At 46.4% G+C, this 24669-nt stretch carries 33 protein-coding genes and 1 pseudogene; 4 read left to right on the forward strand and 30 right to left on the reverse strand.

The genetic code is table 11. From position 1 onward, the window contains the following. Positions 1 to 153 precede the first annotated feature (153 nt). The 4 genes and pseudogenes from AC2204_RS00915 to AC2204_RS00930 form a co-directional block, all read right to left on the reverse strand. Positions 154 to 1371 (reverse strand): NupC/NupG family nucleoside CNT transporter, encoded by a 1218-nt coding sequence (locus AC2204_RS00915; protein ID WP_318923440.1) that lies wholly within the window; start codon positions 1369 to 1371, stop codon positions 154 to 156. Positions 1372 to 1775: 404 nt separating this feature from the next. Beyond that, positions 1776 to 2696 (reverse strand): LysR family transcriptional regulator, encoded by a 921-nt coding sequence (locus AC2204_RS00920; RefSeq protein ID WP_318923441.1) that lies wholly within the window; start codon positions 2694 to 2696, stop codon positions 1776 to 1778. 175 nt (positions 2697 to 2871) lie between these two features. After that, a complete protein-coding gene (locus AC2204_RS00925) occupies positions 2872 to 4500 on the reverse strand; it encodes a methyl-accepting chemotaxis protein (protein WP_318923442.1) in 1629 nt (542 codons plus the stop codon). 402 nt (positions 4501 to 4902) lie between these two features. After that, a pseudogene (locus tag AC2204_RS00930) lies at positions 4903 to 5220 on the reverse strand (methyl-accepting chemotaxis protein); the annotation flags it as partial. Between the two features lie 111 nt (positions 5221 to 5331). On the opposite strand from AC2204_RS00930, the gene AC2204_RS00935 reads away from it, so the two are divergent. From AC2204_RS00935 to pstB, 4 genes are all read left to right on the forward strand, one after another. Continuing rightward, a complete protein-coding gene (locus AC2204_RS00935) occupies positions 5332 to 6156 on the forward strand; it encodes a phosphate ABC transporter substrate-binding protein (RefSeq protein WP_318923443.1) in 825 nt (274 codons plus the stop codon). Between the two features lie 142 nt (positions 6157 to 6298). Continuing rightward, complete coding sequence (pstC, locus tag AC2204_RS00940) at positions 6299 to 7210, forward strand: phosphate ABC transporter permease subunit PstC (RefSeq protein WP_318923444.1); 912 nt, start codon at positions 6299 to 6301, stop codon at positions 7208 to 7210. Continuing rightward, complete coding sequence (gene pstA, locus AC2204_RS00945) at positions 7210 to 8064, forward strand: phosphate ABC transporter permease PstA (protein WP_318923446.1); 855 nt, start codon at positions 7210 to 7212, stop codon at positions 8062 to 8064. The genes pstC and pstA overlap by 1 nt, the downstream gene beginning before the upstream one ends. 17 nt (positions 8065 to 8081) lie before the next feature. Beyond that, positions 8082 to 8831, forward strand: a complete 750-nt coding sequence (gene pstB / locus AC2204_RS00950) for a phosphate ABC transporter ATP-binding protein PstB (RefSeq protein ID WP_318923447.1) — start codon at positions 8082 to 8084, stop codon at positions 8829 to 8831. 168 nt (positions 8832 to 8999) lie between these two features. Here pstB and AC2204_RS00955 read toward each other — a convergent pair whose 3' ends face one another. The 26 genes from AC2204_RS00955 to AC2204_RS01080 form a co-directional block, all read right to left on the reverse strand. Next, positions 9000 to 9197, reverse strand: coding sequence for a hypothetical protein (locus AC2204_RS00955; protein WP_107282779.1), 198 nt, complete (start codon positions 9195 to 9197; stop codon positions 9000 to 9002). A gap of 1 nt (position 9198) precedes the next feature. Continuing rightward, positions 9199 to 9894, reverse strand: a complete 696-nt coding sequence (locus AC2204_RS00960) for a hypothetical protein (protein WP_318923450.1) — start codon at positions 9892 to 9894, stop codon at positions 9199 to 9201. Further along, the gene (locus AC2204_RS00965) at positions 9885 to 10574 is read right to left on the reverse strand and encodes a hypothetical protein (protein WP_318923452.1); all 690 of its coding nucleotides are present in this window, start codon (positions 10572 to 10574) and stop codon (positions 9885 to 9887) included. The genes AC2204_RS00960 and AC2204_RS00965 overlap by 10 nt, the downstream gene beginning before the upstream one ends. A 9-nt stretch (positions 10575 to 10583) precedes the next feature. Continuing rightward, the gene (locus AC2204_RS00970) at positions 10584 to 11120 is read right to left on the reverse strand and encodes a baseplate complex protein (RefSeq protein ID WP_318923453.1); all 537 of its coding nucleotides are present in this window, start codon (positions 11118 to 11120) and stop codon (positions 10584 to 10586) included. Further along, on the reverse strand, positions 11120 to 11290 hold the full coding sequence (locus AC2204_RS00975) for a hypothetical protein (RefSeq protein WP_318923454.1): 171 nt from the start codon (positions 11288 to 11290) through the stop codon (positions 11120 to 11122). The genes AC2204_RS00970 and AC2204_RS00975 overlap by 1 nt, the downstream gene beginning before the upstream one ends. A 22-nt stretch (positions 11291 to 11312) precedes the next feature. Continuing rightward, complete coding sequence (locus AC2204_RS00980) at positions 11313 to 11621, reverse strand: tail fiber assembly protein (protein ID WP_318923456.1); 309 nt, start codon at positions 11619 to 11621, stop codon at positions 11313 to 11315. Next, positions 11621 to 12418 (reverse strand): hypothetical protein, encoded by a 798-nt coding sequence (locus tag AC2204_RS00985; RefSeq protein WP_318923458.1) that lies wholly within the window; start codon positions 12416 to 12418, stop codon positions 11621 to 11623. The genes AC2204_RS00980 and AC2204_RS00985 overlap by 1 nt, the downstream gene beginning before the upstream one ends. Further along, complete coding sequence (locus AC2204_RS00990; RefSeq protein WP_318923460.1) at positions 12411 to 13004, reverse strand: phage tail-collar fiber domain-containing protein; 594 nt, start codon at positions 13002 to 13004, stop codon at positions 12411 to 12413. Before AC2204_RS00990 ends, AC2204_RS00985 begins: the two co-directional genes overlap by 8 nt. Positions 13005 to 13008: 4 nt before the next feature. Beyond that, the gene (locus AC2204_RS00995; RefSeq protein ID WP_318923924.1) at positions 13009 to 13509 is read right to left on the reverse strand and encodes a hypothetical protein; all 501 of its coding nucleotides are present in this window, start codon (positions 13507 to 13509) and stop codon (positions 13009 to 13011) included. 19 nt (positions 13510 to 13528) lie between these two features. Continuing rightward, a complete protein-coding gene (locus tag AC2204_RS01000) occupies positions 13529 to 14716 on the reverse strand; it encodes a baseplate J/gp47 family protein (RefSeq protein WP_318923462.1) in 1188 nt (395 codons plus the stop codon). Further along, positions 14709 to 15041: a DUF2590 family protein gene (locus AC2204_RS01005; protein ID WP_318923464.1), complete on the reverse strand. Its 333-nt coding sequence runs from the start codon at positions 15039 to 15041 to the stop codon at positions 14709 to 14711. The genes AC2204_RS01000 and AC2204_RS01005 overlap by 8 nt, the downstream gene beginning before the upstream one ends. After that, positions 15041 to 16918 carry a phage tail tape measure protein gene (locus tag AC2204_RS01010; RefSeq protein ID WP_318923465.1) on the reverse strand — a complete coding sequence of 626 codons (1878 nt, stop codon included), beginning with the start codon at positions 16916 to 16918 and terminating at the stop codon, positions 15041 to 15043. Before AC2204_RS01010 ends, AC2204_RS01005 begins: the two co-directional genes overlap by 1 nt. A gap of 26 nt (positions 16919 to 16944) precedes the next feature. Further along, positions 16945 to 17088 (reverse strand): DUF6890 family protein, encoded by a 144-nt coding sequence (locus AC2204_RS01015; protein WP_413466642.1) that lies wholly within the window; start codon positions 17086 to 17088, stop codon positions 16945 to 16947. A 41-nt stretch (positions 17089 to 17129) separates the two neighbouring features. Continuing rightward, complete coding sequence (locus AC2204_RS01020) at positions 17130 to 17393, reverse strand: putative phage tail assembly chaperone (protein ID WP_107282787.1); 264 nt, start codon at positions 17391 to 17393, stop codon at positions 17130 to 17132. Continuing rightward, positions 17390 to 17629 (reverse strand): hypothetical protein, encoded by a 240-nt coding sequence (locus tag AC2204_RS01025; protein WP_107282788.1) that lies wholly within the window; start codon positions 17627 to 17629, stop codon positions 17390 to 17392. The genes AC2204_RS01020 and AC2204_RS01025 overlap by 4 nt, the downstream gene beginning before the upstream one ends. 2 nt (positions 17630 to 17631) lie before the next feature. Beyond that, entirely contained in the window at positions 17632 to 17862 is a 231-nt protein-coding gene (locus tag AC2204_RS01030; RefSeq protein WP_107282789.1) for a hypothetical protein, read from the reverse strand. Continuing rightward, positions 17859 to 18371, reverse strand: a complete 513-nt coding sequence (locus tag AC2204_RS01035; protein ID WP_318923469.1) for a hypothetical protein — start codon at positions 18369 to 18371, stop codon at positions 17859 to 17861. The genes AC2204_RS01030 and AC2204_RS01035 overlap by 4 nt, the downstream gene beginning before the upstream one ends. After that, positions 18368 to 18586 (reverse strand): TraR/DksA C4-type zinc finger protein, encoded by a 219-nt coding sequence (locus AC2204_RS01040; protein ID WP_318923471.1) that lies wholly within the window; start codon positions 18584 to 18586, stop codon positions 18368 to 18370. Before AC2204_RS01040 ends, AC2204_RS01035 begins: the two co-directional genes overlap by 4 nt. Positions 18587 to 18595: 9 nt before the next feature. Next, entirely contained in the window at positions 18596 to 19051 is a 456-nt protein-coding gene (locus tag AC2204_RS01045) for a phage protein (RefSeq protein ID WP_107282792.1), read from the reverse strand. Between the two features lie 3 nt (positions 19052 to 19054). Then, positions 19055 to 20176, reverse strand: a complete 1122-nt coding sequence (locus tag AC2204_RS01050) for a DUF2586 domain-containing protein (protein WP_318923475.1) — start codon at positions 20174 to 20176, stop codon at positions 19055 to 19057. A gap of 14 nt (positions 20177 to 20190) precedes the next feature. Further along, positions 20191 to 20847 (reverse strand): virion morphogenesis protein, encoded by a 657-nt coding sequence (locus AC2204_RS01055; RefSeq protein WP_318923478.1) that lies wholly within the window; start codon positions 20845 to 20847, stop codon positions 20191 to 20193. Next, positions 20831 to 21322 (reverse strand): phage tail protein, encoded by a 492-nt coding sequence (locus tag AC2204_RS01060; protein ID WP_318923480.1) that lies wholly within the window; start codon positions 21320 to 21322, stop codon positions 20831 to 20833. The genes AC2204_RS01055 and AC2204_RS01060 overlap by 17 nt, the downstream gene beginning before the upstream one ends. Continuing rightward, a complete protein-coding gene (locus AC2204_RS01065) occupies positions 21322 to 21744 on the reverse strand; it encodes a head completion/stabilization protein (RefSeq protein ID WP_318923481.1) in 423 nt (140 codons plus the stop codon). The genes AC2204_RS01060 and AC2204_RS01065 overlap by 1 nt, the downstream gene beginning before the upstream one ends. Positions 21745 to 21865: 121 nt before the next feature. Further along, the gene (gene gpM / locus AC2204_RS01070) at positions 21866 to 22579 is read right to left on the reverse strand and encodes a phage terminase small subunit (RefSeq protein WP_318923482.1); all 714 of its coding nucleotides are present in this window, start codon (positions 22577 to 22579) and stop codon (positions 21866 to 21868) included. Between the two features lie 2 nt (positions 22580 to 22581). Next, on the reverse strand, positions 22582 to 23589 hold the full coding sequence (locus tag AC2204_RS01075; protein WP_318923483.1) for a phage major capsid protein, P2 family: 1008 nt from the start codon (positions 23587 to 23589) through the stop codon (positions 22582 to 22584). After that, positions 23589 to 24509 (reverse strand): GPO family capsid scaffolding protein, encoded by a 921-nt coding sequence (locus tag AC2204_RS01080; protein WP_318923484.1) that lies wholly within the window; start codon positions 24507 to 24509, stop codon positions 23589 to 23591. Before AC2204_RS01080 ends, AC2204_RS01075 begins: the two co-directional genes overlap by 1 nt. Between the last annotated feature and the right edge of the window lie 160 nt (positions 24510 to 24669).

Genomic DNA, 24669 nt, shown 5'->3' on the forward strand with positions numbered 1-24669 from the left:
ACATTTAAGACTGACTTCTGAGGCCATCTCACTAATATTAAATTGTCCTTAGGTCTTACATACCGATATTATAAAGCCCGCTTTTTTGCGGGCTTTATTTTTAAACGCATAAAACAAAAATAGAGATCTCGTTAATTTCTGATTGGCCACTCATCAGAATGAGAGGAAAATACCAGCGATAGTCGCGCTCATTAAGTTAGACAGCGTTGCAGCAAAAATCGCTTTCATACCGAGGCGTGCAACATCAGGACGACGACTTGGTACAACGCCACCTAACCCTCCCATCAGCATTGCAATCGACGTCAGGTTGGCAAAACCACACAATGCAAAAGTGACAATCGCCTGCGAGTGCTCACTGAGTTGATCTTTCACGGCCATTAAATCAGCAAAAGCGACAAATTCATTAACCGCAATCTTTTTACCAATCAGGCTTGCCGCAACCGTTGCTTCTGACCAAGGAACGCCAATCAACCATGCAACGGGAGCAAACAGGTAACCGAACAGCAGTTCCAGACTCAGGTTATTGATACCGAGGAACTCTCCGATGTGACCTAATCCGCCATTAACTAACGCAATCAGACTGATAATTGCCAGTAAGCTTGCTCCTACCGCCATTGCGATTTGCAGACCGCTCAATGCGCCACGAGAAGCCGCATCAATAATGTTAACCGGCTCGTCATCATCTTCATCGGCGTACTGTGATTCTTCAGTAATTGTTTCAGTTTGTGGCACAAGGATCTTCGCCATCATCAAACCAGCAGGCGCCGACATAAAACTCGCCGCTATAAGGTAACTGATCTCAACCCCCAGACCGGCATAGCCAACCATCGTGCCACCAGCGACCGATGCCAGCCCCCCCACCATGACGGCAAATAACTCCGAACGGCTCATCTTGGCCAAAAAAGGGCGTACAACAAGTGGCGCTTCAACCGAGCCAACAAAAATATTTGCCGTCGCAGACATCGATTCAGTCCGGCTAGTACCCAGTAGGCGCTGAAGTGCACCACCGAGTCCATTAATGACCCAGCCCATTATTCCAAGGTAATAGAGAACAGAGATAAGTGCAGAGAAGAACACGATGGTTGGCAGTACATTGACGGCAAATATAAAGCCCAGCTTAAATTGTGCCAGTTCGCCGAACAGGAACTCAGTACCAACCCGACCGTAATCGATGATACCCGATACGGCATTCGACACACTGTTCAGCACTTCACGACCAATCGGTACATACAGAATAAAACCTGCAAACGATAACTGAATGGCAAAGGCACCACCGACAGTTCGCCAGTTAATGGCTCGACGGTTCTCTGAAAATAAGATGGCAATCGCGAAAAGCGTGATAATACCTAAGATGCTGACCAAATAGTTCACGGTCATTCCTCACTGTTAGTCTGTTAGTAAACGATTGCGGCGGCATTGTAGGGGGATTTAAAAGTGTGACAAGGATCAAGTTGTTATGCAGTCCAACATTCGGATTACATTTCTCGGTGATTTTGCTTCTATTTTCGCCAAAGCAAACGCAATCGGCATGATTGGTTCCTTTGGGGGATACTGTTGTTGCCATGTGTGACAATAACGGCCGTTTTTTGGCAGCCTGAATTCTGTCGAGGATCTAATCAGATGCTTTTTTCATCAATCTCCAGACAAGGAAATACCGGCCTATTGATAAAAAATGACCATGCTACAGGGGCAATCAGTATCTATTCCTTCTAAAACCACCATCGTTATAAAAGTCTGTCAAACATTCCTGGCGCACCAGACTGATGAACCTCCCCTTACAACAGTCCCCGGTCCCAGCATGCGGGCTCCCCTATATGCTTGCGGACAAACTCGATAAACACCCTGACTTTGTTCGGTAAGAACTTATGCCGGGGATAAATGGCGTAAAGTGGCATATGCTGGGTTAATTGCCAATCAGGCATCAGACGAATCAACTTACCGTCACGAAACTCATTTTGCAGTAAATAAGTGGCCAGATAACCGATGCCATTACCGGTTAGTGTCGCGTCTCGAATTGCATCAGCCGAATCGACCCGGTAATTACCTTTTACATTCATTTGCAGACTCTCATCGTCTTTCTGGAAGCTCCAGATGTTATCTTTGCGCTCACGACTGAAATAAATGATGCAGTTATGATCGGCCAGATCACTTGGGTGATATGGCACACCTTTTTTCGCTAGATAATCCGGGCTTGCTGCCAATACGAAATGACAATCCGTTAAATGCCGGGCAACAAAACCCTCAGGTGGCGAATCCATCATACCAATCCACAGATCCAGTTGTTCTGATATCAGATCGACACGGTGATCAAACAGGCTCATCTCTAAGTCCAGCTGCGGATATAGATCGTGAAAATCAGAAATGTGGGGCGCAATATGATTCGATGCAAATGACTGGGCAATACCAACACGTAACGCCCCTTGCAAGGCATCGGTATTTGACAATAGTTCGCTCTCGGCTTCGTTGATTTCCCCGACTATATTGGCGCAGTGGGCTGAGAATGTCCGCCCGGCCTCCGTTAGAGCGAATGAACGAGTGGTTCTTTGCACCAACTGAACACCTAGCCGCTGCTCCAGTTGCTGTATTTGTTTACTGACCTGGGTACGCGAAATATTCAGCAGCTGTGCCGCCTTGGTGAAGCTTTGCTGTTTGGTCAGTGCATTAAACACAACCATTTGCTGGGCTTTTTTTAGCATAAAGATCTCACTGCTGGGCTCTGGTGATTATCCCGATGGGGATTATTGTCAACATTTAAAGAAGACTATTCATTACTGTATTGATGCCGCTAGTCCTGAAAGTGCCATTAGTTTTTTCTGAAAACAAAAAGGCCTGTCACTGACAGGCCTCTGCTAACAATTATTCTAAGGTAGTTTACAGTTTGAAGAAAGACAGCTGCTCTTTCTGCTGCTCTGCCAACTGAGACAATTCATTGCTCGCAACTGCACTCTGACTGATACCAGCAACGTTTTGATTCACGATTTCAGACATGTTCGTCACATTACGGTTAATGTCTTGCGTTACCTGAGACTGTTGCTCAGCCGCTGTCGCGACCTGGGTGTTCATATCACTGATTTGAATCACCGACTCAGTAATACCCACTAACGCGTCATTGGCCTGACTCGCCAACATTTGGTTACGCTCCAGCATTTCAAGGCTCGACTGCATACTGTCGTTCGCATGTCCAGACTGTGACTGCAGCTCTTCAATAATAACCTGGATCTCTTGGGTCGATGTTTGAGTTCGTGCTGCCAGCGATCTGACTTCATCGGCAACCACGGCAAAGCCCCGGCCTTGCTCCCCGGCTCGTGCGGCTTCAATGGCAGCGTTCAGTGCCAGCAAATTCGTCTGTTCTGAAATACTGCGGATCACTTCAATCACTTCGCTGATTTTATCCGACTGATCTTTCAAGCGCGTCACTACCTCAGCAGCTTCAGACAATGTTTTTGTCATCTGCACACTGGCGGCACTGCTCTGCTCAAAGATATTCAGGCCTTCTTTGGCCAGTGCATCAGTTTGCTTCGCGGTTGCATCGGCACTAGTGGCATTATCACTCACGTTGTCCGCTGTACTTGATAACTCATTAACTGCCGAAGCAATCTGATCAATCTCATTCAATTCAAGCTGTGCATTTGCTTCCGACTGGGTCATGACTGCGGCAAGCTCTGTAGACGCCGCCGCAACATCTTCGCTAATACGAATGAGTGATTCGACGGTGGTATGAAGTTGCGTTACCGTCGTGTTAACGTCACCTCCTAACTGAGAGATCTCGTTATCACCATCTTGCTCTGCACGTACCGACAAGTTGCCAGCGGCCACATCACGCATAACACTTTGCAGTTTCAGTATCGGATTAACGATGAGTCCAGAGAGCCACCATGCCGCTAAGATAGAAATAACGAACACCGCTAATAATGCAATGGATGCCATTGTCATTAACGACTCATTGTTTTTCTCGCTTTGCTCTAAACTTTTACTCGCATACAGGTTAACTTTGCCAGAGAGTGTATTAATTGAACCGACCATTTTATTACCAACTTCAATATATTGGGCAATAAAAGTATCAAGCTCTTGTTGAGAGGCTGTACCTGAATCATAGCGTTCCACTAAAGAAATCATACGCTTAGAGTATAAAATATAAGCCTTTATCGCAGTGTCCGCGGCATTAACATCAGATTGGAATTCTGATACTTGCGATAATATTTTGAGTGAAGAAGTAACTTTTCGCTCAGTTTCTGACAATGTAGTTTGAAAGCTATTGCGGCGAGAACCTTCATAAATAGCATATACCGCACTAATTCGAAGAGGATAAATGTCATCATCGATTTTAGCTAAGGTATCTTTAAATAGCACCAGAGATTCGGTGTTATTACTAATGTTAGCTTGTTCTTCTTCCAGTTTAGACTTAGTCAACAATAAAGAAGAAATGAGTACGACAACCATCAGTAGAACAGGTAATAGCACCTGAACTCGTATCGATAAATTTTTTAACGAAAACTGCATTAAAACCTCAAAAATTAAACGCTGAAGTACCAATTCATCACGTTGATGATACTGATAATATATTGCGTATTATGTCGACAAAAACATCTAAAAGATAGACTTAGATCACAAAAATCATTGCAGGGCTTATTTTAAATAACACAGAATATCGCATTTCATCAATTGACTTGCCGCTAATTCATAACAGCATAATTAAGAAGCGAATTGATCCCGCTCCCTTCGCGACGATATTGCAATACTTGCCGGAATATCTTTGGCGAATAAAGAAATAAATTAAAAAATGAAATGAATATAAAAACAAAAAATATAAAAATATAAAAATAAATGAACGGGAAGATCGGTGAGTAAATAAATTAAATACAGACAATTGCTGCTTCTGTTGCTCAGCTAACAGAGATAACTAGTCGAATCTTGCGTACGCGCAGCCAGTGATTTGACGTCATCGGCAACCACGGCAAAGCCGCGGTCTTGCTCCCCGGCTCATGCAGCTTCTATGGCTGCGATGAGTGCCAGCAAGTTAGTTTGCTCAGAAATAGCGCGAATAACTTCGATGACCTTACTGATCTGCTCTGACTGATCTTTCAACCGTGTTACCACACCCGCAACTTCTGACATCGTTTGTGTCATCTGCACACTGCTCTGCTCAAAAACATTCAGGCCTTCTTTAGCCAGTTTATCCGTCTGCTTGGCCGTTGCATCGGCTCTTGTTGCATTACCGCTGTCATGTAGGGTTCAACGTTCTGAAACATAATTGTCATAAAACTAACCTAACCTTACCTTCGTTCATTCAAACCTATTGGCAATATCGCCAGCATGTAAAGGATTAGGAAAATGAAAACAAAGATTATCGGTGCGCTAGCTCTTGCAGGTTCAATGGCTTTCAATACAGCGGCAGTTGCAAACGAAACTATCTCTGTTGTCGGTTCAAGTTCAGTTACACCATTGATGGAAGTGTTTGGTGAAACTTATGGCAAGACAAACTCAAATGTTTTCGTTGAAGTTCAGGGTCCGGGCTCTTCTGCTGGTATTCGTGCTGCCAAAGACGGTTCAGCGGATCTCGGTATGAGTTCTCGTAACCTTAAAGACTCTGAGAAGTCAGACGATTTGAAAGAAGTGGTTGTGGCTCGTGACGGCATTGCCGTTGTTGTGCACAACAACAACCCGATTAACGATCTTTCCAAAGAAGACGTGACAAAAATTTATAAAGGCGAAATCACTAACTGGAAACAGGTGGGTGGCGAAAATAAGCCAATCGTCGTCGTGACACGTGATACAGCATCCGGTACCCGTGGCGCTTTCGAAGATATCATGTCACTCAAAAAGAAAATTAACGACATTAAAGTTTCCGCTATTTCTCAGCGCGCCCAGGTTGCAAGTGGTAACGGCCAGCTCAAAACAACCGTTGCTAATAACCCGTTTGCTATCGGTTACATCTCTCTGGGGACTGTTGATAACTCACTAAAAGCGGTGGCTATCGACGGCCATAAGCCATCAGTAGAAAACATTAAGTCTGGTGAGTATCAGGTTCAGCGACCTTTCCTTGTTCTGTATCAGGCAAGCAAAATCAACCCGACTACTAAGACCTTCATGGACTGGACTTTGTCTGACGAAGCTCAAAAGCTGGTTGCAGCTAAAGGTTACATCGCAATTAATTAAGTCACTTTAGTAACGCTCGGCTAAAGGCTGAGCGTTATTTTTTGCCACAACGATTTACATTTTCACAACTGCTCAACCAGCAGTTGTTCGTTCTGGAGCGATACGATGAACGAGTCGACGTTGTTGGTTTTTGGAGTTACATATGACCATCGCAAATAACATTGAGAAGACAGCGAAAGGCTCGTCACTGAAGTCAAAAAAAGTGATTGACTGGCGCGAACTGTTCTTCAAAAACCTTTTCATGCTAAGTGCCGCGCTTGGCATTTTGTCTTTAATAACCATTGGTTATTTTATTTTTAGAGAAGGTTTCGCAGCGTTCCAGCATGCTGGGTTTACAGGTATCGTTTTAGGGTCTGATTGGTTGCCACCGGCATTATTTGGTATTGCACCAATGATCGTCGCGTCTTTAGTTTCTACCGCTGGCGCGGTTATTCTGGGCGTACCTGTCGGGGTGTTAACCGCTATTTTTATTGCCGAGGTCGCCCCCAAGCGCTTAGCAAACCTTATTCGCCCAATGATCGAGTTACTCGCAGGTATTCCTTCGGTTGTTTACGGTTTCTTCGGTCTGGTTATCATTGTTCCGTTAGTTCAGAGCACCTTTGATATACCCGCCGGTAATACGGTTCTGGCAGGTATTATCGTTCTTGCGGTGATGATCCTCCCTACCGTTATTACGGTATCTGAAACGTCGATTCGTGCCGTTCCTCGTACCTATAAAGAAGGCTCTTTCGCGCTGGGCGCATCACACATGTTCACCATCTTTAAGCTCCTGCTTCCGGCTGCTCGCTCAGGTATTATGACTGGCGTGATTCTGGGCATTGCTCGTGCACTGGGTGAAACCATGGCCATCATCATGGTAATGGGTAACTCCCCAGCCATGCCTGAAGGACTGCTTGATTCTGCGCGCACCCTGACCGCGAATATTGCCATTGAAATGTCTTATGCAACAGGCATCCATGCAAGCGCGCTATACGCAACGGGCATTGTTCTGCTTGCCTTTATTATGATATTGAACGCCGCCCTCCTGTACTTAAACCGTGAGCGTGCGAGGTAATGACTATGTCTCTATCAACGCAATTAAAAGATAGAATCTCTCTGAGCGTAATTTGGTTATCAGCGGGTATCACTGTTGGCTTTCTGCTTTGGGTTGTCTGGTACATCTTAAGTAACGGTCTGGCTTATGTAGACTGGTCGTTTATCTCCAGTAACTACACCACAATTGGCAAAGAATCTGGCATCTGGCCTATGATTGTGTCGACACTTTATATGGTTGCCGCCTCCATTTCTGTGGCTGCACCCATTGGCATTATGACGGCTATCTATCTGACCGAATACGCTAAAGTAGGCAGTAAATTAGTCAAAGTCGTGCGTTTTTGTACAGAATCACTGGCGGGGATCCCGTCGATAATCTACGGCCTGTTCGGTATGACCTTCTTCGTTGTCGTACTGGGCTTTGGTTACTCTATTCTGTCGGGGGCTCTGACCCTGAGTATTTTGATCCTTCCGGTGATTATTCGTACGACAGAAGAAGCATTAATGTCTGTACCGCAAACTTACCGTGAAGGTTCTTACGGTTTAGGTGCCTCAAAAATCTACACCATCTGGAGACTTATTCTGCCAAGCGCTATGCCTGGTATCGTAACCTCCATCATCCTCAGCGTGGGTCGTGTTATTGGTGAATCCGCACCGGTATTCATGACTGCAGGTATGGTTGCCCGCGTTCCCGAGAGTGTTTTTGACTCGGGCCGTACGTTAACCGTCCACCTGTATAAGTTAACGCAAGAGCTTTACACCATTCATGAATGGCAACAAGCCTACGCAACGGCAACCGTTCTGATTGTGATTGTTCTTGTTATTAACATGATTACCAAATTGATTGCCAGCCGCTTCAACACGGCAACTTACTGATTTTTGAGGACAAAAAGATGAACAAATTTAACATTGAAAACCTTGACCTTTACTACGGTGAAAACCAGGCGCTTAAAAAGATCTGCCTGCCAATTCCAAATCGTCAGGTAACGGCACTCATCGGCCCGTCAGGCTGTGGTAAATCGACCTTATTACGTTGCCTGAACCGGATGAACGACCTGATTGAAGGCGTTAAGATCAACGGTTCACTGACCATGGATAGCGAAGATGTCTATGGCCACATCGATGTGGCTCAGCTGCGAATTAAAGTGGGGATGGTGTTCCAGAAACCTAACCCGTTCCCGATGAGCATCTATGAAAATGTTGCTTATGGCCTGCGCGCTCAAGGGGTAAAAGATAAAAAGACCCTTGATGATGTCGTCGAAAAATCACTTCGCGGTGCAGCATTATGGGATGAAGTAAAAGACCGTCTTAAATCTCATGCTTTCGGCCTGTCAGGCGGACAGCAACAACGTCTGTGTATCGCCCGTACGATTGCAATGAAGCCAGAAGTTATCCTGATGGATGAGCCGACCTCGGCACTGGACCCGATTGCGACCAAGAAAATTGAAGATTTGATGGAGTCACTGAAAAAAGACTTCACGATTGTTATCGTGACTCACTCAATGCAACAAGCACGACGTATCTCTGACCGTACTGCTTTCTTCCTGATGGGGGAGCTGGTTGAACATGATGAGACAAGCGCACTGTTTAGCAACCCACGCGACGATCGCACCCGCGGTTATGTAAATGGTGATTTTGGTTAAAGCGAATTACGAATAAGAAAAGCGATGGTACTATTGCCCCCTTCTTGCAAGGGGGCTTTTTTTGTTTATTACCAATCACTTATCAAACAAGGAAGTATGTAAAGCAATCAAAGTGGCGACAGAATGGCGACAGATGAAATTTATTCTCTCTCTTAACAGCTTGAATTATTAGACTATCGAATGTTCCCCTGCTGAACTTCCACCCTTCACATCAGCCTTACCATTCTGGGTTATTTCATCCACCACGGCATTGGCAATGGCCTCGGCCATCTTACCCGCCATCGCGAACTCACCATCGAGAACAAAGCCCTGGGCTTTCAACTCGGTTTCCAGTTTCTGTTTCAGTGACGCTTTGCTTAATGCCATCTTATTTCCCTGCGAATACGGTGGTTGATACGTCTACATGTGGTTTGCCCATAAACGGGCAGATACTTGCACCTGTGCATACTCCTTTACCACCATTCATCTTAATGGTGTCTGCATCCTCGGTGAGATTCTTAGCAGTAGTTGCCTTATTACCTTTAACGGTTTCCGTGTGGTCACCATCAATTTCAGCTAAACGGTTTTCCAGTACTTTGAGGCGTTGGTTAAGACATTCCAACTTGTCGTCTTTATCTGTCTTTCGTTCAAAGTTTCCGTCTTGATCTACCAACTGGTAAACACCTTGTCGCTGTTGATATCGGCTTTCACCTTCTTTGATACCTGGTAACTTGAACCCAAGCGGAAGAACACAACGAATAAAAGGTTTGTCCGGTTGGCCGAACATAAAACCTAACTCTACGATGCTACCAATCGCGGGCGGTTCTAAACGGCCAGCATGATCACCAAGACCTGGAACGGGAAGCGGTACCGCTTGAAGTGGTGGTTTGTTCTCGTACTCCATGCCCTTTTCATCAAGTAGCTGAACATCAACCGCATAGTGAGGATAAAAGCGATCGGATAAATCGCCCTCTTCTGGCAGCTCTGGCAGTGCAACCACCTTCCCCCATCTTGGTAAATGCCATCGGCCAGTGAGCTCTGGGAATAAGCGAAAGATGATGCGCTTAATTACATTTACATCCATGTTATCTTTGCCTCCGTGCCTTCGAACTCTACGCCTGTGAGGCGAATGCCGTTAACCACAACACCAGGCTTGAGTTTTGGGATTGCAGGGATTTTCACTGATTTGTTGGCGGTGTGGTTGGTCATTAGTTGGTTTGGGATGGTGATTGGCTTATCTGCCCAAAACGAGTCCTTCCAACTGCCAACATAGATTTGACCGTTACCTTGTTGCTGCCAAAACAGATCATCAATGCTGAATGCTTGGGCCAGTTCATCAATGACCCGATAGCCATTACCATCACTGTAGAAACAAGGAATAGCGGTTTTGCTATACGCCCTTTCTGGTACCACAAACTGCAGCCCTGTTTTATTGGTGACTTCACTTAGTAACTGTATCAATGTTGGGTGACGCATGATGATGTTGAGCGACTTGAACAAGATCGCGGCCAGTTCACGGCAAAAGATGGTTGACCATCCTTTTTCGGCAGGTTGGACGCGCTCAACAAAACCAAGGAAAACTCGATCAATTTTATCGCCCCAACCTAAATCCACAGCGACCAGAGTGTTTGGCTCTGGGTTTCCTTCCACGGTTAGAGTGCATCGCCCTGGTGTGTTCTCACTAAAAACGATGCGGTAGCTTTTTACTTTGGCTTTGTCCTTGCCGAGATAGACTCGGCAAAGGAATTTGTTGTTTGCTGTCATGGTTCACCATCAAGCCAAGGCTTCATCAATGTTCTTGAGCACTTTCATTACGCCAGTCAGTTCGACATCGGTACCAGGTGGCACGTCTTCGTTCTGGCCACTTTCCACTGGTGTGTTCACGCCCTGCACTTTTTGTTGTGCGGCGGGTTTATCCGGTTGGCGCTGCTCAACTCGCTCAGGTACCGATAAGTGCTCAACAAGTTCAAAAGACACGCTCCATTGTCTGAGTGTATCTTGCTCATCAGCACGAATTGCGCCTTGAAATTTCACCTGGCGAACTTTTAAGGTTTCGGCGGTTTTGTTGCTAATGCGGTAGATATGACGGGCACCTTCATCCAGAGCTTCGGCCATGCTGAATAGGTTGGTTAACAACTGTGACTTGCTAAAAGGGATAACGCCTTTGACAGTCAGAATTTTACCTTTGCTGCCTGTTTCCGCTTGGTCGGTAGCCGAGGTTTGGCCGGACATGTCCTGTCCGGCAAGTTGTTGTCTAACGCCAATCTTTGGCTGTTTAAGCTGTAGCTGTTCACCATCAAGAGTCAGCATTAACTATTCCCTTCATTGGTAAGAACTGAGCAGCTAACCGGCATGGTGTATTTCACACCATCTTTCATTATTTCTTGTTGGCAAATGGGTTTACGGGTTACTTCTGTCCAGCCCCACCCCAACAAAATCGATACAATGACCACTGTTAACGGGTCCATTTTGACTTTCATAACTTAACTTCCCTCGAAGTAACTAACTCAGTGATGGTTTATCTGGCCACACCACTTCATCAGGATTAGCCGTATTCTGTGGGATATCACGCAAGGCTTGTCGATACGTTGCAAAGTCGGCTATGATCCCCGGTGATAACGGGCTGTCCTGCCCTTGCGTCCAGTCGGTTTCAAATATTAAACGTTGGCGGGTTTCGCGAATGTCTTCCCATTTGATATTATTTAAAATTACAGCCTTATCTTCAGAGGAAATATCTAGATCGCGCCACTCATCACTGCCTGTATCAAAGTTCAGATACTGCTTACCGTCATATTTAAAACTAATAATCATTATGCACCCACCAAATAAACGCCTGTTGTGCCCACTTGCACGGTATTGTAAACAGGGTCAAATAGACCAACATTTGCCCCAAGTATTAAGTTATATGTCGTTGCAATCATTGACGCTTTGTAATAGGTAGGACTAAACACATAGTATTGAGAATTAGCATCGTTGACTGTTCCTTCAAACAGAATATTACTATGGTGAGAACCTGGTTTATCAACATACCCACCAGTGTAACCCTGTTTAAATAAGCTCTTGGCCTCCCCTGACGGGTTCAACCCACCGGATAGAATACGAATTTCGGCGGTGTAATGCATAAATGCACTTTCAACCGTTTGGTTAATTTCCTTAAAGTAGTAATGATTTTTGAAAAAAGAACCACTCATAATAATTCTTGCGTTCAGATTTAGTGTGCAGTCAAATAAATACATGACAACCTTTTTGTTAGTGAGGAATATATCTTCATCAACACTAACCACCATGTCATTAGCACCTCTTACAACAACAGTCGAACCGATTACCGTTGAGTCAAGTAACGCTTTCAATGTTTTAAAGGGCGATGATAACAACCCACTATTGGAGTCATCACCATTTACCGGATCTAAATACAAATGCTGATACATTTCTGCATTGACGGCGGTAGGAATGGCGGCATCAACACGCTGTACTGCATCATTAGCAGCCTGTTTGATATCCCCAATCGCAGTGGCATACTCTTCCGCCAATCTCCGGCTTTGTTCGGTTTGAGCTAGCGACTGATCAACGGCCTGCTGTAATAATTCTTCAATTTGCTGATTAACCATTGCTGTTCTCCAACTTTTCTAAACGGTCATTTAAAGTATTCTGTTTGTGGTATAAGTCGATAATGTGTTTTTGAGAGGCAAACAAATTCGACGCCATCGAAACAATCATCGAGTCGAAATAATTAATTTTCTCGGTGTAATTAAACTGCCATGTTTCAATCGGGATGGTGATATTGGTAATGGCCTGCGCACCGGAAAAATTCAGCAAGAAATTACGAGTTAAGTTATTCCCTTCTTCCCCGGTTAACGAGTTATTTTTCCGCTTGGGCTCTGTCCACATATGATTGGCTGCGAGTAATACCTCTTCCTCGGTAATTAATCCCAGCCAGTTAAATTCAAAATTCCCTACGGTGTTATCCAATATCAGCGAATACACCACTTCATTTAAATTCACGTAGCCTTTTCGGGTATACGGCATCCGTAACTTAATTTGGCTACTGGGTGGCAATACCTGATTGCGGTCAATCGGCTGAGTCGGGTCAATACCTGGAACATAAGCTAATACAAAATCCGTGATCACCAATGGTTCTTCGGCTTCTTTCTTTTGGGCAATCAACTGCTCACCAGCGATGGTTATTACTGCCATAGTTTTATCCTAATGATGCGCTGTAGGTTTCATGGGTATGGCTAAATTCTGCGACGCCAATATGCATTGTCGCTTTCATTGTTACGTCAAAGCTGTACCTTCGGCAGGTTCGCCCATACTGGCGAACAATGGCATCCATCAGGCCTGGTACATCATTGATATCGCCGTCGTTGACCTTGACGCTGACCACATCCCACGGGTAGTAACTGAGTCGCTCATCAATGGTGATATGCGGGTAACCCAGCTTGTCGAACATATCTTCCCATCCCACATCCGAGCCGCCCCCCGATGCAAATGAATAGGCAAAACTCACACGAATGCGGTAGATATGCTCCGGTTCTTCAGGTAATCGCTCGATATCACGTTGCCACGCTATAAGGTCAACAAATTCTATCGGGGCAACCATAGGATCAAGCTGCTGCAGCGGCCATTCCAGTACAGCCTTGATTCTGTCCCAATAACCAAGCAGGGCCTTGGCAAGCTTGAGGATTTCACCTTTCCCCATCCAGTGCTTGAGCTTAAATTCAGGCAGTTGCAACACTCACCTCCATATTGCTGATGCGCGGTACTTCCATGCCATTGGCAATGTCTGAGTTATCAAACTCAATCGACTCCAACTCTGTGAACTTGGCATGAAGTTCTTGCGTCAGCTTGGAAAAGCTAAAACGGGATGAAGGCTTGGTTTTCGTCGCCTTGTAATCGGTGTTCTGCCTAAAGGCCGAGCCGATAAATAAACCGATGTTGGTTTCAAGCTCTTGCTTCTCTGTACTGGACATCATGCGTCCTATCCAAGCTCGGCATGTGACGTTTATCTGATTACCAGGCATTGCAAATACCCCAAGGTCATCACCATGTCCGTGGTTACCATCTCTATTTACGTGATTATTCAGATCAGTCAGCATCTGCGATGATGGCTCACCAGAATCCAGCAAAATATACGCATTGGCAGAACCCGCCCCACGCGGCGCATTGTGCTCAAAGTAAACATTTTCACTGTTGATACCTGCACGAAGCATCAACAAAGCCCGGTATGCTGCATCAATATGCCACTTGGCTACACCACTGAACTGGTTTCGAATTCGAACCCTTAGCTGATCATCACTTTCCTTATCAGCACCCGCTTCAACCAACCAATCTGCTGAGTTAACCACTCGACTAATACCAGGCATGGCCGTTGCTAGAATGTGGTAATACCCTTCACCCAAGTTATAGGCCGCACCTTCATGTTCGGCTTCCACCTCGGCTACAACAGACAGTTCATTTTCAGGTAGCGTGGTGTCTTCTCTCAATACAACACGGTAAACCGTGCCATTAATTGGATCAGTCTGAACAAAGGTGCCTGCAGATATTACAATGGCCGGGCCTTGCGTCGCTGCTCGATTTATTACGACTTGCCCCACAGCTTTCGTGGCTGGCTTTCGCGTCACGTTAAACTGCCAAGCCCACAAGTCGAGCCACTTATCTTTCGCTGTTGCCACAAACATGTTGGGCAACACATACCCCACCAAAAAGGTGTTAATCAGCCAAACCGTAGGCTTAATCACCATTGCCTCAATCAAGCGCCAGAACGGCGAATATTTTGAGTCATTGGCAATCGTGCTTCCTTGCTTTTCCGCTTCCTCTTTCAGCACCGCTTTCCATTCACTTTCTTCAAGAGGGAGCCCGGCTTTTTTAGCTAACTCGGTAAAGTCAGGTTTAGGTATATCAGTCAATGGTCACCTCGGTGCTAACAGTGCCGAACTCTAATGTCTCAGCAAAAATGTAAAGAGTGCCTTCTTTCGCTTCTTCAATGCGTACCGTACCTGGTACCAAGCGAACATCTTCTTCCACTAACAGTTCTAATTGCGTCCGAGCATCCGCCTTTTTCGAAGGGCTACGCTCCGCAATCAGATAAACGGCCAAGTTGCTTTCAATAATGGCGTGTTTAATGTCTTGGGCGATTACGGCTCGGTCTTGAATCAACACCGGGTTGCGGCCTGCATCGAGCACCGCATCACCGCTTTCGATCAGCAAATCCTGATACATATAATCCGCCATCAGCCTGCCGCCATTTCTAATTCACTCGCCATGTCTTGCGGACTACCCATGTAGGTTGGATAAATCGCCACGCCACCGTAATTGGTTGAACTGGTTTGATAGCTGGCGATGTTCTTGGCCGCGCCACCTGGCTGAATTTGTGCGTAAGGTTTTGCGCTTTGGACTGACTTAGATTTCACTTGAATAGATTCATCATCACCGCCGAAACCTGGTAGCCAATCTGCGACACCTCTCACGGCTTCAAGAACGCTCCCAAAGCTATCGCTTATCCAACCGAATAGATTCGCGAATACCGCCTTCACCTCATCGACAATGGCAAACAAGCCACTAAAGCCGCTGGTATCTGAAAACCCACTCATTACCCACTGCCAACCACCACGAATCACTTCAAACAACATGCGAATTGGAGCTGAAAGCAGAGTTAGAGCCTGAAACCAAGTGGTGTCACCAAACGAGGCTTTCAGATCATCCCAGTAATAAATCAGTGCACCGACGGCGGCTATTGCGGCAATCACTGCGCCCACGACCAAAATGATTGGGTTAGCCGCTATCGAAATATTGGCGGCAAGCATGGCAACACGTAGCCCCGCCATTCCTTTGGTCAGTAAGAAGCTCACACCAGTGAACATCTTCATGGTGAGCATGTAAGTCGCCATTGCTTGCTTACCAACGCCCATCATCAAGGTAAATGCGCCCCCTGCGGCTGCCGCGCCTAAAATTGTCATGCCAGCGAAGCCAATGTATTTGGTTAGGTTCGGGAACATCTCTGTCCACTTGATTATTTCTATTCCACCATCGGCCAAGCTTGAAATTACAGGTAAGAGAGAAGGCAATAACGCCGCACCAAAGGCGGTTCGAACGGCAAACACGCCTTGTTTGAGTCGTTCCCATTGGTCGGTCATTGAACCTGCCATTTGTTCTGCAACATCCAGTCCATTCACTTTGCCAAGTTTATTAATTGAACTGGCAAGCCCATCAGTGTTTTGCATCAACAACTGGATCATGGCCGTTGCTTCTTGGGTACCGAAGGCTTTGCTCAACTCTGCCGATTCAACCACAGAAATCGTGTCACCATAACGGCCTTTGATTTGATTCAGGATGTCGACCATTGGCAGCATCTGCCCTTGGGCGTTTGTGAACTGCATGTTCAAGGCTTCTTGCGCTTTGGCAGTACCCGCTAAGAACGCGCGATATTTGGTACCCGCTTCACTGCCACTCATGGTGGATTGCAACGTACCCAGAATCGCCATTTGCTCAGTCATACCCACACCGACAGAGGTTGCCGCAGCACCTACCGAAGTAAATGCCGATGACATTCCATCACCCGTAGTCTTAAACATCTGAACCGCTTTCGCAGTTTGACCACCCAACACATTTACCCAATCCGCCTTGCCCATTTCGTTCGCTGAGTTTTGGAAAATGCCATACATGGTGCCGACGTAGTTGGTAATGGTTGATGTATCCGCTTTGGTCGCTGCTGCAAGCACACCCGATGCGCGGGTAAACTCTGAAAGCTCATTGCCTCCTAAGCCAGAAATAGCAGACTGAATATCATAAGAAGCAGCCACAAAATCAGTGGCCGATTTTCCATATTCAACCGAAAACTTCATTGCTGTTTGGGCAAGGGTTTTCAACTGGTCGTCGGCAACGCCAAGTGATTTCACTTCACCTAGCTTTCGGTCCATTTCAATCGCTGGCATTAAGGCTTGTTGTAATGCGAAACCAGCACCCACCATGCCTGCGGCACCAGCCATCATGGTATGAGTACCTTGACGATAGGTGTTGGTGACATCATTCAAATGACGTTGAATATTGCCCAGAGGTTTTGAAATCTGGTCAATCAATCCAATTTGAAATCTGAGTGCTTCTGGTAACATCAACAATTCTCTATGGGTTAGTTAGCTTATCCACCGAAAGCCTTAGCTACGCCGCTAGCGGTGACGGCTTGCATGTTTTCCCAATGTTTTTTCTCTAACCAAATCGCGTAAGCAAGGTTCTGATCTGTATCCGGTTCATTGGGTAACCACTTTCGCCGCCACGCATACATTTGTTGCCTGTCGCTGCTGTCAATGGCAGCGACAAGCCCATCTATTTTTTTACTGAGATAGAAAGCTTAGGTGTGTACTCTTTAAGAACTGCGCCATAAATCTGCGTGGCTGCACCTGCGTTCGCTTTGGTGATGTCGCGCAGTGCGTCTTTTGAACCTTCGCTGACACAGCTCATCAAGAAGTTGTGAGATGCACTACTTATATCGCCTTGCATAATGGTGTTTTGCGCTTCGTCGTATTCGGCTGGCGTTGGGTTGAATTCAAGTTCTACTTCGCCAATGGTTAAAACAATTGCTTTTGTCATGCTGCATCTCTCTGTTTAAGCATTTCAATCATTCTGCTAAAGCCCGTTTCAATCTGGCGCTCTACACGCTCAGCCAGGTCTTTAACTTCATCTTTGGTGGCGTAATACTGCGCCACATGAGTTTTGTAGTCCGAAAGCTCTTTGGACAATTTGAATAAGTAGCCAATCAGGGCACTGACTAACAAGCTAAGAAATGTTGCCAGAGCCACTAAAGCGTTTAGCCAACTTGGATCCATAGCTATTCCTTCTGTGGGATTTCCTTCAATCGCTTGCCTTGAAGTGACGAGACCACATCATCAACGGTTTCTTGAACAACATCATTGGTGGTTAAGCCTTTGAGGGTTTCCAATCCCCACACCACAGCGCGAGATGCAAAACGCTCAAGAATAATTTTCCAACCGATTTGAAAGAACAGGCCTTTCAATACTTCCCATAATGTCTTGCCGATAATTCCAGTTAAAAAGCTCATGTCTCATCTCCAACCATGAATTTGTAAGCATTTAGGTAATCCGCCTCGGTGGCTTTACCTGCGTGAGTGTTCCAATACTTTTTGGCGTACCGCGCTAACCCTTCGAGATCATCTGCTTCTGGCAGTGCTTCTGGGAATCGAATCAGGTTCAACCGAGCGGTAGCCACCGCGAACTGGGGCGAAATCACCATATAATCGGCATCGTTTTTACCAATGGGCTCTGCGCTAATTGGTGCAAACATAGATAAAGCATCCAACAGGTGAGGTCGCGTTTTACCTAGCCATTCAATCAACCACCCGAAAGTAGCCGGTTCCATTTGGGTAAATCCAAGAGCAGGGCCACGAACCTGTTTTGAATAGGTCAATTTTCCAGACTCATGAGCCACAATCATCAAAATTAGATTGATAGCGGCTTGCGTGTTCATCTTGCCGTGTCCACCTGTCGCCATATCTAAATGGTCAAGAACAGGCTTAATCACATGCTCTACAAAGAGCTTTCCTAGTTTCATCGCTTCATTCGCTCCATGTCGCTTTGGCACTGGGTGCAGTATTTACACCCTGGTACTTTTTGGCGGCGTTCTTCGGGTATTGGGTCGCCACATTCGCCGCATTTCTGTGCGCTTTCCCATTGTTCAGCTCGGTGAGCCCTTGCCCGTTGGTTGGCAATCGCCATTTCAGTGAATTGGGCTTCGAAACGGCAGCCTTGGTCGATAACATCAGTCATCAAGCCCCCTTATTGCACCAAGTCTTCGGTTTCATCTGGGCGCAGGTATGGCGTTCCGTTGATGTTCACAAAGTCCGGGCTTGTTACTTCAAAAGGCAGTTTATGCACCAGAGCACTGCCACCATTAGAATCAGCATCAAGCAAATCAGAGATTTTGATTCGGCAACCAAAGGCTTCAATCTTCAGCTCGTCTTTATCGATTTTGCCGTAGAACAGCGCATCGAATTCCGGCATACCACGCCACGAACCGGCTTGTTTTGCTGCCTTGCTCAATTGGTTAAATTGCGCGGTAGTCAGTTCCATTTCACCACTGGCTTCCACATCGCCATCAACCCAACCATCGGGAACACCAGAGGTTTTATTGACAGCAGAGTTATCCGTAATTGAAAGGGTGACTTTCTGAGCCTTCAGCTTGTAGTCGCCCATTGAAAAGTGCATGTTCTTGCCAGAAATACGCATGCTCATAAATTAGCCCTCCGCATCGGCTGGGTTAGAAAGATCAAGCGCAATGTTGACCACGATATGTTTCGGGCAGTTATGTGGCCGAACCATTAGCCCGATTATCACCTTGGTTTTGGTCACCCATTGAATGGTCACATCTTCATCGCGCGGTGGCATGATTTCACCAGGGAAGGTGATACCGCCAATTTCCGTGGTTTTCGACATAATCTTCATGTCTTTGCGGAAATATGAGCGGTTCAGCTCAATGCTAGGAGGTGTTGAGTTCAGGATTCGGTCACCAATGCGGCGAAGCCCTTTAACACGAACACGGCGATTTAGCTTGTGAACCGGGCGCACATATTCAAGGTATTGGTAGTCGCCGCCCTTGGTTTCTAGCGTGGTCGCATCAGACCAATACACACCTTCGAAATCGGCATACCACTGCGGCACCGAATGACGGGCATCGGCCAATACTGTGATAGTGCTCATTTCGAGTGGTTTGCCTGCGCTATCGACTGGCATTTCGCCAAGCCCTAACGCACTGCCTGTTGCCACACGCATTGGCGTATCAGCTACCGTGACCGCCCGATCACAAAGTCGGCCACCAAGTACACCCACGTTGTTGCCATTAAGCAGGGGAACCGGTACGACCATGTTTGCCGCAACATCTTTCACCAGATTCAGCATCATGGTTTCGTAGTCGGCCCACGTTTGAGCCGCTTTGTCGATACCAGGGCAAGCAGCAAGGAAGAACACAAAACGTCCAAGCTTACTGGTTAGCTCTGTGGCTTTGGCTTGCATCACATCGAAGTTGGCCTTGTCTGTGGTGATGTCTACAATACAAATGCCTTCAAACGAGTCAGTTTGGTTGGCAATATCTACCGCTTCTTGCCAAGTAGCATCTGCAGCCAGACCAAAGATGGCACCCGTCCAGTTTTGTTTGCCATTGAGCTGCGCGGCTTTGACGTTCGCGCCTAGCGCATCATCGGCAACCACTTCATCTAGGTTGGTCATGTTATTGATGCGCGTTACCTTGCCTTGCAGTTCGGCTTTATCGGTGCGCCCGATATAGAGCAAATGGCGTTCAATTTCTGGAACCCCTCCTTGCCCTAAATTGAGGTTATTTACCTCTACCTTTCCGGTTGCCATTGATTATTCCTCGCTTATGTTCGCGTCTTGGCCTGCTCAATGATTTTTATGAGTTGGCGGGTTACTTCACGGTCGTTGCTGCCTAAAATCTGGCGCTCTGCTAAGGGAATATCCCAAGCGTTCTTTGACGGTTCGCCCTTCATGATTCGAATCATCAAACCAGCCTTACCTTTGTTGATGTTTTCCATGATCCATTTGAGGCTCGGCTTCTTTGTTCCCGTCCCTTTTTTCCTTTTTACTTCAAACCCAAGCTCTCTCAGCTTTCGTGCTTGTGACTTAGTGCAAGGCTCTTTTGGGTCAGGCGTTCCATATTTCTTTTGCATCTCGCGAGCAGTCACTTTTTGGGCTTGCCCAATGTGGTGCCTTGCTGCAATTTTGGCGGTAAGTTTATTGCTCCACGTTAGGTCTAACGTGTTGGAATTTCTTACATAGGGCTCTAACCCCTTCGCCATACGACGCATGACCTTGCCGCGCTTCTTACCTTTCCGACCTTCCAGCGCCCTGCCGTGAATGTCTTTTTGCTGCTGAATACGCTTGCGTGTATTGGCTTTTTCCCAACGGCCAAGGGTTTTTAATATCCAAAACCGTTTCTTTGGTGGCAGGGCCAACATGGCAAGCTTTTCTTGCATGTTGAGCCGGTCACGTTTGTTGACCTTAATTTGCGGTTTCATTAACCAGCTCCGCCTCTTCGGCAGTATCAATCGGTACCGCCTGCACCCGATAAGTTTCCCCGCGCCAGGTAATCATTCCTTCTGGGTCAGGGATCATTTCAATCGGTTCGATTAGCTCTAATTCAATCGACACATCTGCAGCTTCATGGCTGATCACATCCACGGATAAAGATGGATCGTCTAGCTCGTCTTCATTGCGGTCTATATCGTGGTCATGTAACCAACACGCCACCAAAGCGAACAAGTTGCGCGGGTCCAGTAACTGGTGAGGGAATTCTTCTACCGAAATCACCGCGTTGTATTTCCAGTGACAAGCGACATGACCACCGTTTCCCTTGTCTTCACCGTTTGGCACGATAGAACCGTTCTCTTGCCACGAATCGATTTTGTTATCGAGCACATTGCTTCTCAGGTGAGAAACTATGTATTCAGTGAGATGCTCTAACTTGGTCTTGGTATAGGGTTCAGTCACCATCAGATCACCCCAATTGATGCACGACCAAATCCTAAAAGTTGGCGAATATCGCGTGAACTTTGGGATAAGAAACGGTCTTGTTGGTCAATGTCATCGGTTGCCGCATTATTGGCTTCTTTTCGGCGGTCCTGGGTGGCAAACTCCATCAGCAAATCAGCATGAGCACGACCATAGACTGCTCGTTGATAAATCGCTGTTTGGGTTTCATCGAATGTTGGCGGATTGCCATCAGCATCAAGCAGGGTTAATAACTGGTTTTGAACCGCATTCGCTGCGATACGGATCGCCAATGCCATCGATGCATTATCAAACGTGGTCGGAATGCGACGAAGCTGACGGAATTCACCGGTAGACAGTTCAGGCCAGCCGTTACCTGCAATTAGCGTGGTTTCATCTGTTTTAAGTTTTCCACCAAGGCTCATCACGATTCCTTTTCGCTTTACGTATTAAATAGATGCGCCTCTAGCCACTGGTTCGACGGATTAAGCGGAGTAATGAGTTACTTGCTCATCCTCGCCAGCCGAGGCGCGGTGGCATAGGAGCCTATAAACGGTTTTCTTTAATCGCTCGAATTCGGGCGTGAGTTTTTTCAATCATTGAAGAGACCCCTACCTTCGGGTATTGCGCGTTAGCTTCACCTAGCAATGCAACGGCGCTTTCTAAGATTTGAAGATCACCCACAGCCGTTGGTCGCGGTTGCCCATCGCTATCACGCAGTAAATGCAGGCCTGCAAACTTGAACCACTTAGCGGTGAGCTTTTCATTGATGCGCCACTCTTCTCGCACTTTGAAAAACACCTGGCTAAAATAAGGCTCTACGCTATGGCCTTGTGCTGCCATGCGTTCGGACCAGGCCAACACTTCATCTGCACAGAAGGTCGCAAAATCACGCTTGAATCGCTCGGGTGTATCGAGTTCACGATCAATGGCTTTTTGACACCACTCAATGGCGGTTTCTAAATCTTCCACATCGAACAACCAGATCACCATTTGTGCAAATAGCGGGTTGTCGTATTGCTCGCCAGAGGCTAAATACTCTTCGATGTATGGTTTGAATTTAGGGATCAGCTGCTCACGTTTGTGCTTCACCTTGTCTTCAATGCGATTGAAGGTTTTCAGCACTTTCAGATCACTGTCGAGTTCATGCAAAAGCAGATGAAGGCTTTTGGGTTCTTCAGAAGACGAACTTACCAATGAGGGTCGGTTTTGCTGTTTGGCTAACATCGCTTGGCGTTGTTTGGCTAACGGACTTGCCATATTTATGCCTCCGCAGGAGCGGCAATGGTGACAGCTTCAATAGCAGCGAACTTATCAAAGTCACCTACGGCGTAACCTTCCATGCGCAAATAAGAGTTCTCGAATTGTTTTCGATCTTCCTCATTACGGGCCTTACGCCATTGGGTACCCTTCTGCGTCAGAATTTGCAGGTTCTTCAGGTTCGTGACCCAGATTTGATTGGCAGGGAAAAATGGCGGTGTATACGCGACTTTTCCGGCAATGGTTTTCGCGAGGCTCTGTGCAGCCTTATGCTCAGTGGGAACCGTGGCGGATTCCAATAAACGGTGCTGCTCAGAGGCAACCAAATCACGCCCCACAATCACCACCAAATCGGTACTGTTTTGGTAGGTTTCATGAATGGTGGTATTGATTAAATCGTTCACCAGTGAATCAAGGTTTTTATACGAATCAACGGTTGCGCCCGTAGGGTCTAACGTTGCAGCAGCTAAGACTTGAGCCGCCTTTTTTTCTTTTACAATTGTCAGCCAGCCTTTGTTTACATCTTCACCGTTCGGGTTTGCGGCTGGATCGGTTGTGTCTGCAATCGTTTTACCGTGGAAACCCACCCGCAACATGTCTAAGGCGAAGTTACGAGAAATCGCGGTATTCATTAACTTAACGAACTGGCCTGATGTACCGGCATTTGCCCATTGAGTTAGCATGGCCCACGTTACCGCAGCACAAGAATCCGTTTCGACCAGCTCATAAGTATTACCATCAATACCCAGCTTCTTGCGGAAGCGGCCATCTTTAACACGGCCCGTTAATAAAGCACCGGTGCCCACGTCGACCACCTGGCCTTTAATCTGGTCAACCGACTGCATTGAAATCATGCCAAGAAAGGCATCTGATTCCATAATGGCTTGGCGCAGGCGAGTTTCAATAGGCGAAGCAATAGCAAACTGTTTAGATGGATCACTCACACCTGCATCAGCCGCCACTGCTTGACAATATTTTTGTAGATATTCAGTTGAAATGGCATTGAGCATTAAAATGTCTCCACTTTCGTTTGATTACCCGCACCTTCACCAGCCGGCGCTTGATTCGGTACTTCCTGTTTTAATGCATTGAACTGAGTTTCCATCTCACCTTGTTTATTTAACAAAGTGTCCAGCTTTTCAGTTACCTGGCTAAATTGCTCAGCCGTGATTGCTCCGCCCTTTGACTCGGGCTCGTCTTCAGGTTTTGTTTCGGTTTCTGGTTTACCTTGAATGGAGAACTGTTCGACCTGACTGGCAAATTCTGTTTGCTTTTCTTCAAGCTCATTTTGCTTGGTTTCAATGTCGTTCAGCTTGCCCATCATTTGGTTAAACTGCTCGGTGTTCATTGGCTCTTCGTCCTTATTGCTATCAGAAGGGGTTGGGGCGATGTTGGGTAACTGCCCGCCAGAAGAGAAGAAATGAGCAATGGTTGAAAACGCACTAGCAATCAAGCTGTGATCTCTTTCCATCACATCACTTAAATCCAGCTCTTCTAGTTGGCTGTATTCGTGTTCACTGTCTGTTGAGAATTTAAGAAGTGTGGTTCCTGTTGATGCTGGCGAATCAGTCACGGCTAACCCCATCAAGTAGCAACGGCCAGAACCGCAATAATCAGGATTAGGCTCGATAGACATAAATAACTTTTGCCCATCAGCATTGGCATTCAGCAGGTATTTATTGGGTGAAAGTTTGACTAATAAACGGTACTTGCCCGCCTGTTTTTCCGCTTTAACTTCATCAACCGTGCCCCAGTTTTTTCCTTCAAACTTGTCCCATCGACTACGGGAATGCTCAGGCCAGATAAGCGCACCATATTCAGTCGTTGAATACTGATCTGCCATATCCAGAATCCACTGCTTAGTGATGGTGCGACCGTCAATGGTTGCTCCTTCTGTTGCAGCGATTTTCCAGCCTGATTTCTTACTCATAATTACCTGTCAGTGCTTCAAATGAATGTCGATTTACGGCAAGAATACGGGCTTGAAGTTGGCAAATCATGCAGTTCTGTTCGGGGTAATTCGGATACAGCGTCTATCCGAAAACAGCCGAATTTTTGTTAGTCATTTGCCTATTTCAGATGCGTATTAT

This window comes from Photobacterium sp. (assembly GCF_057456235.1).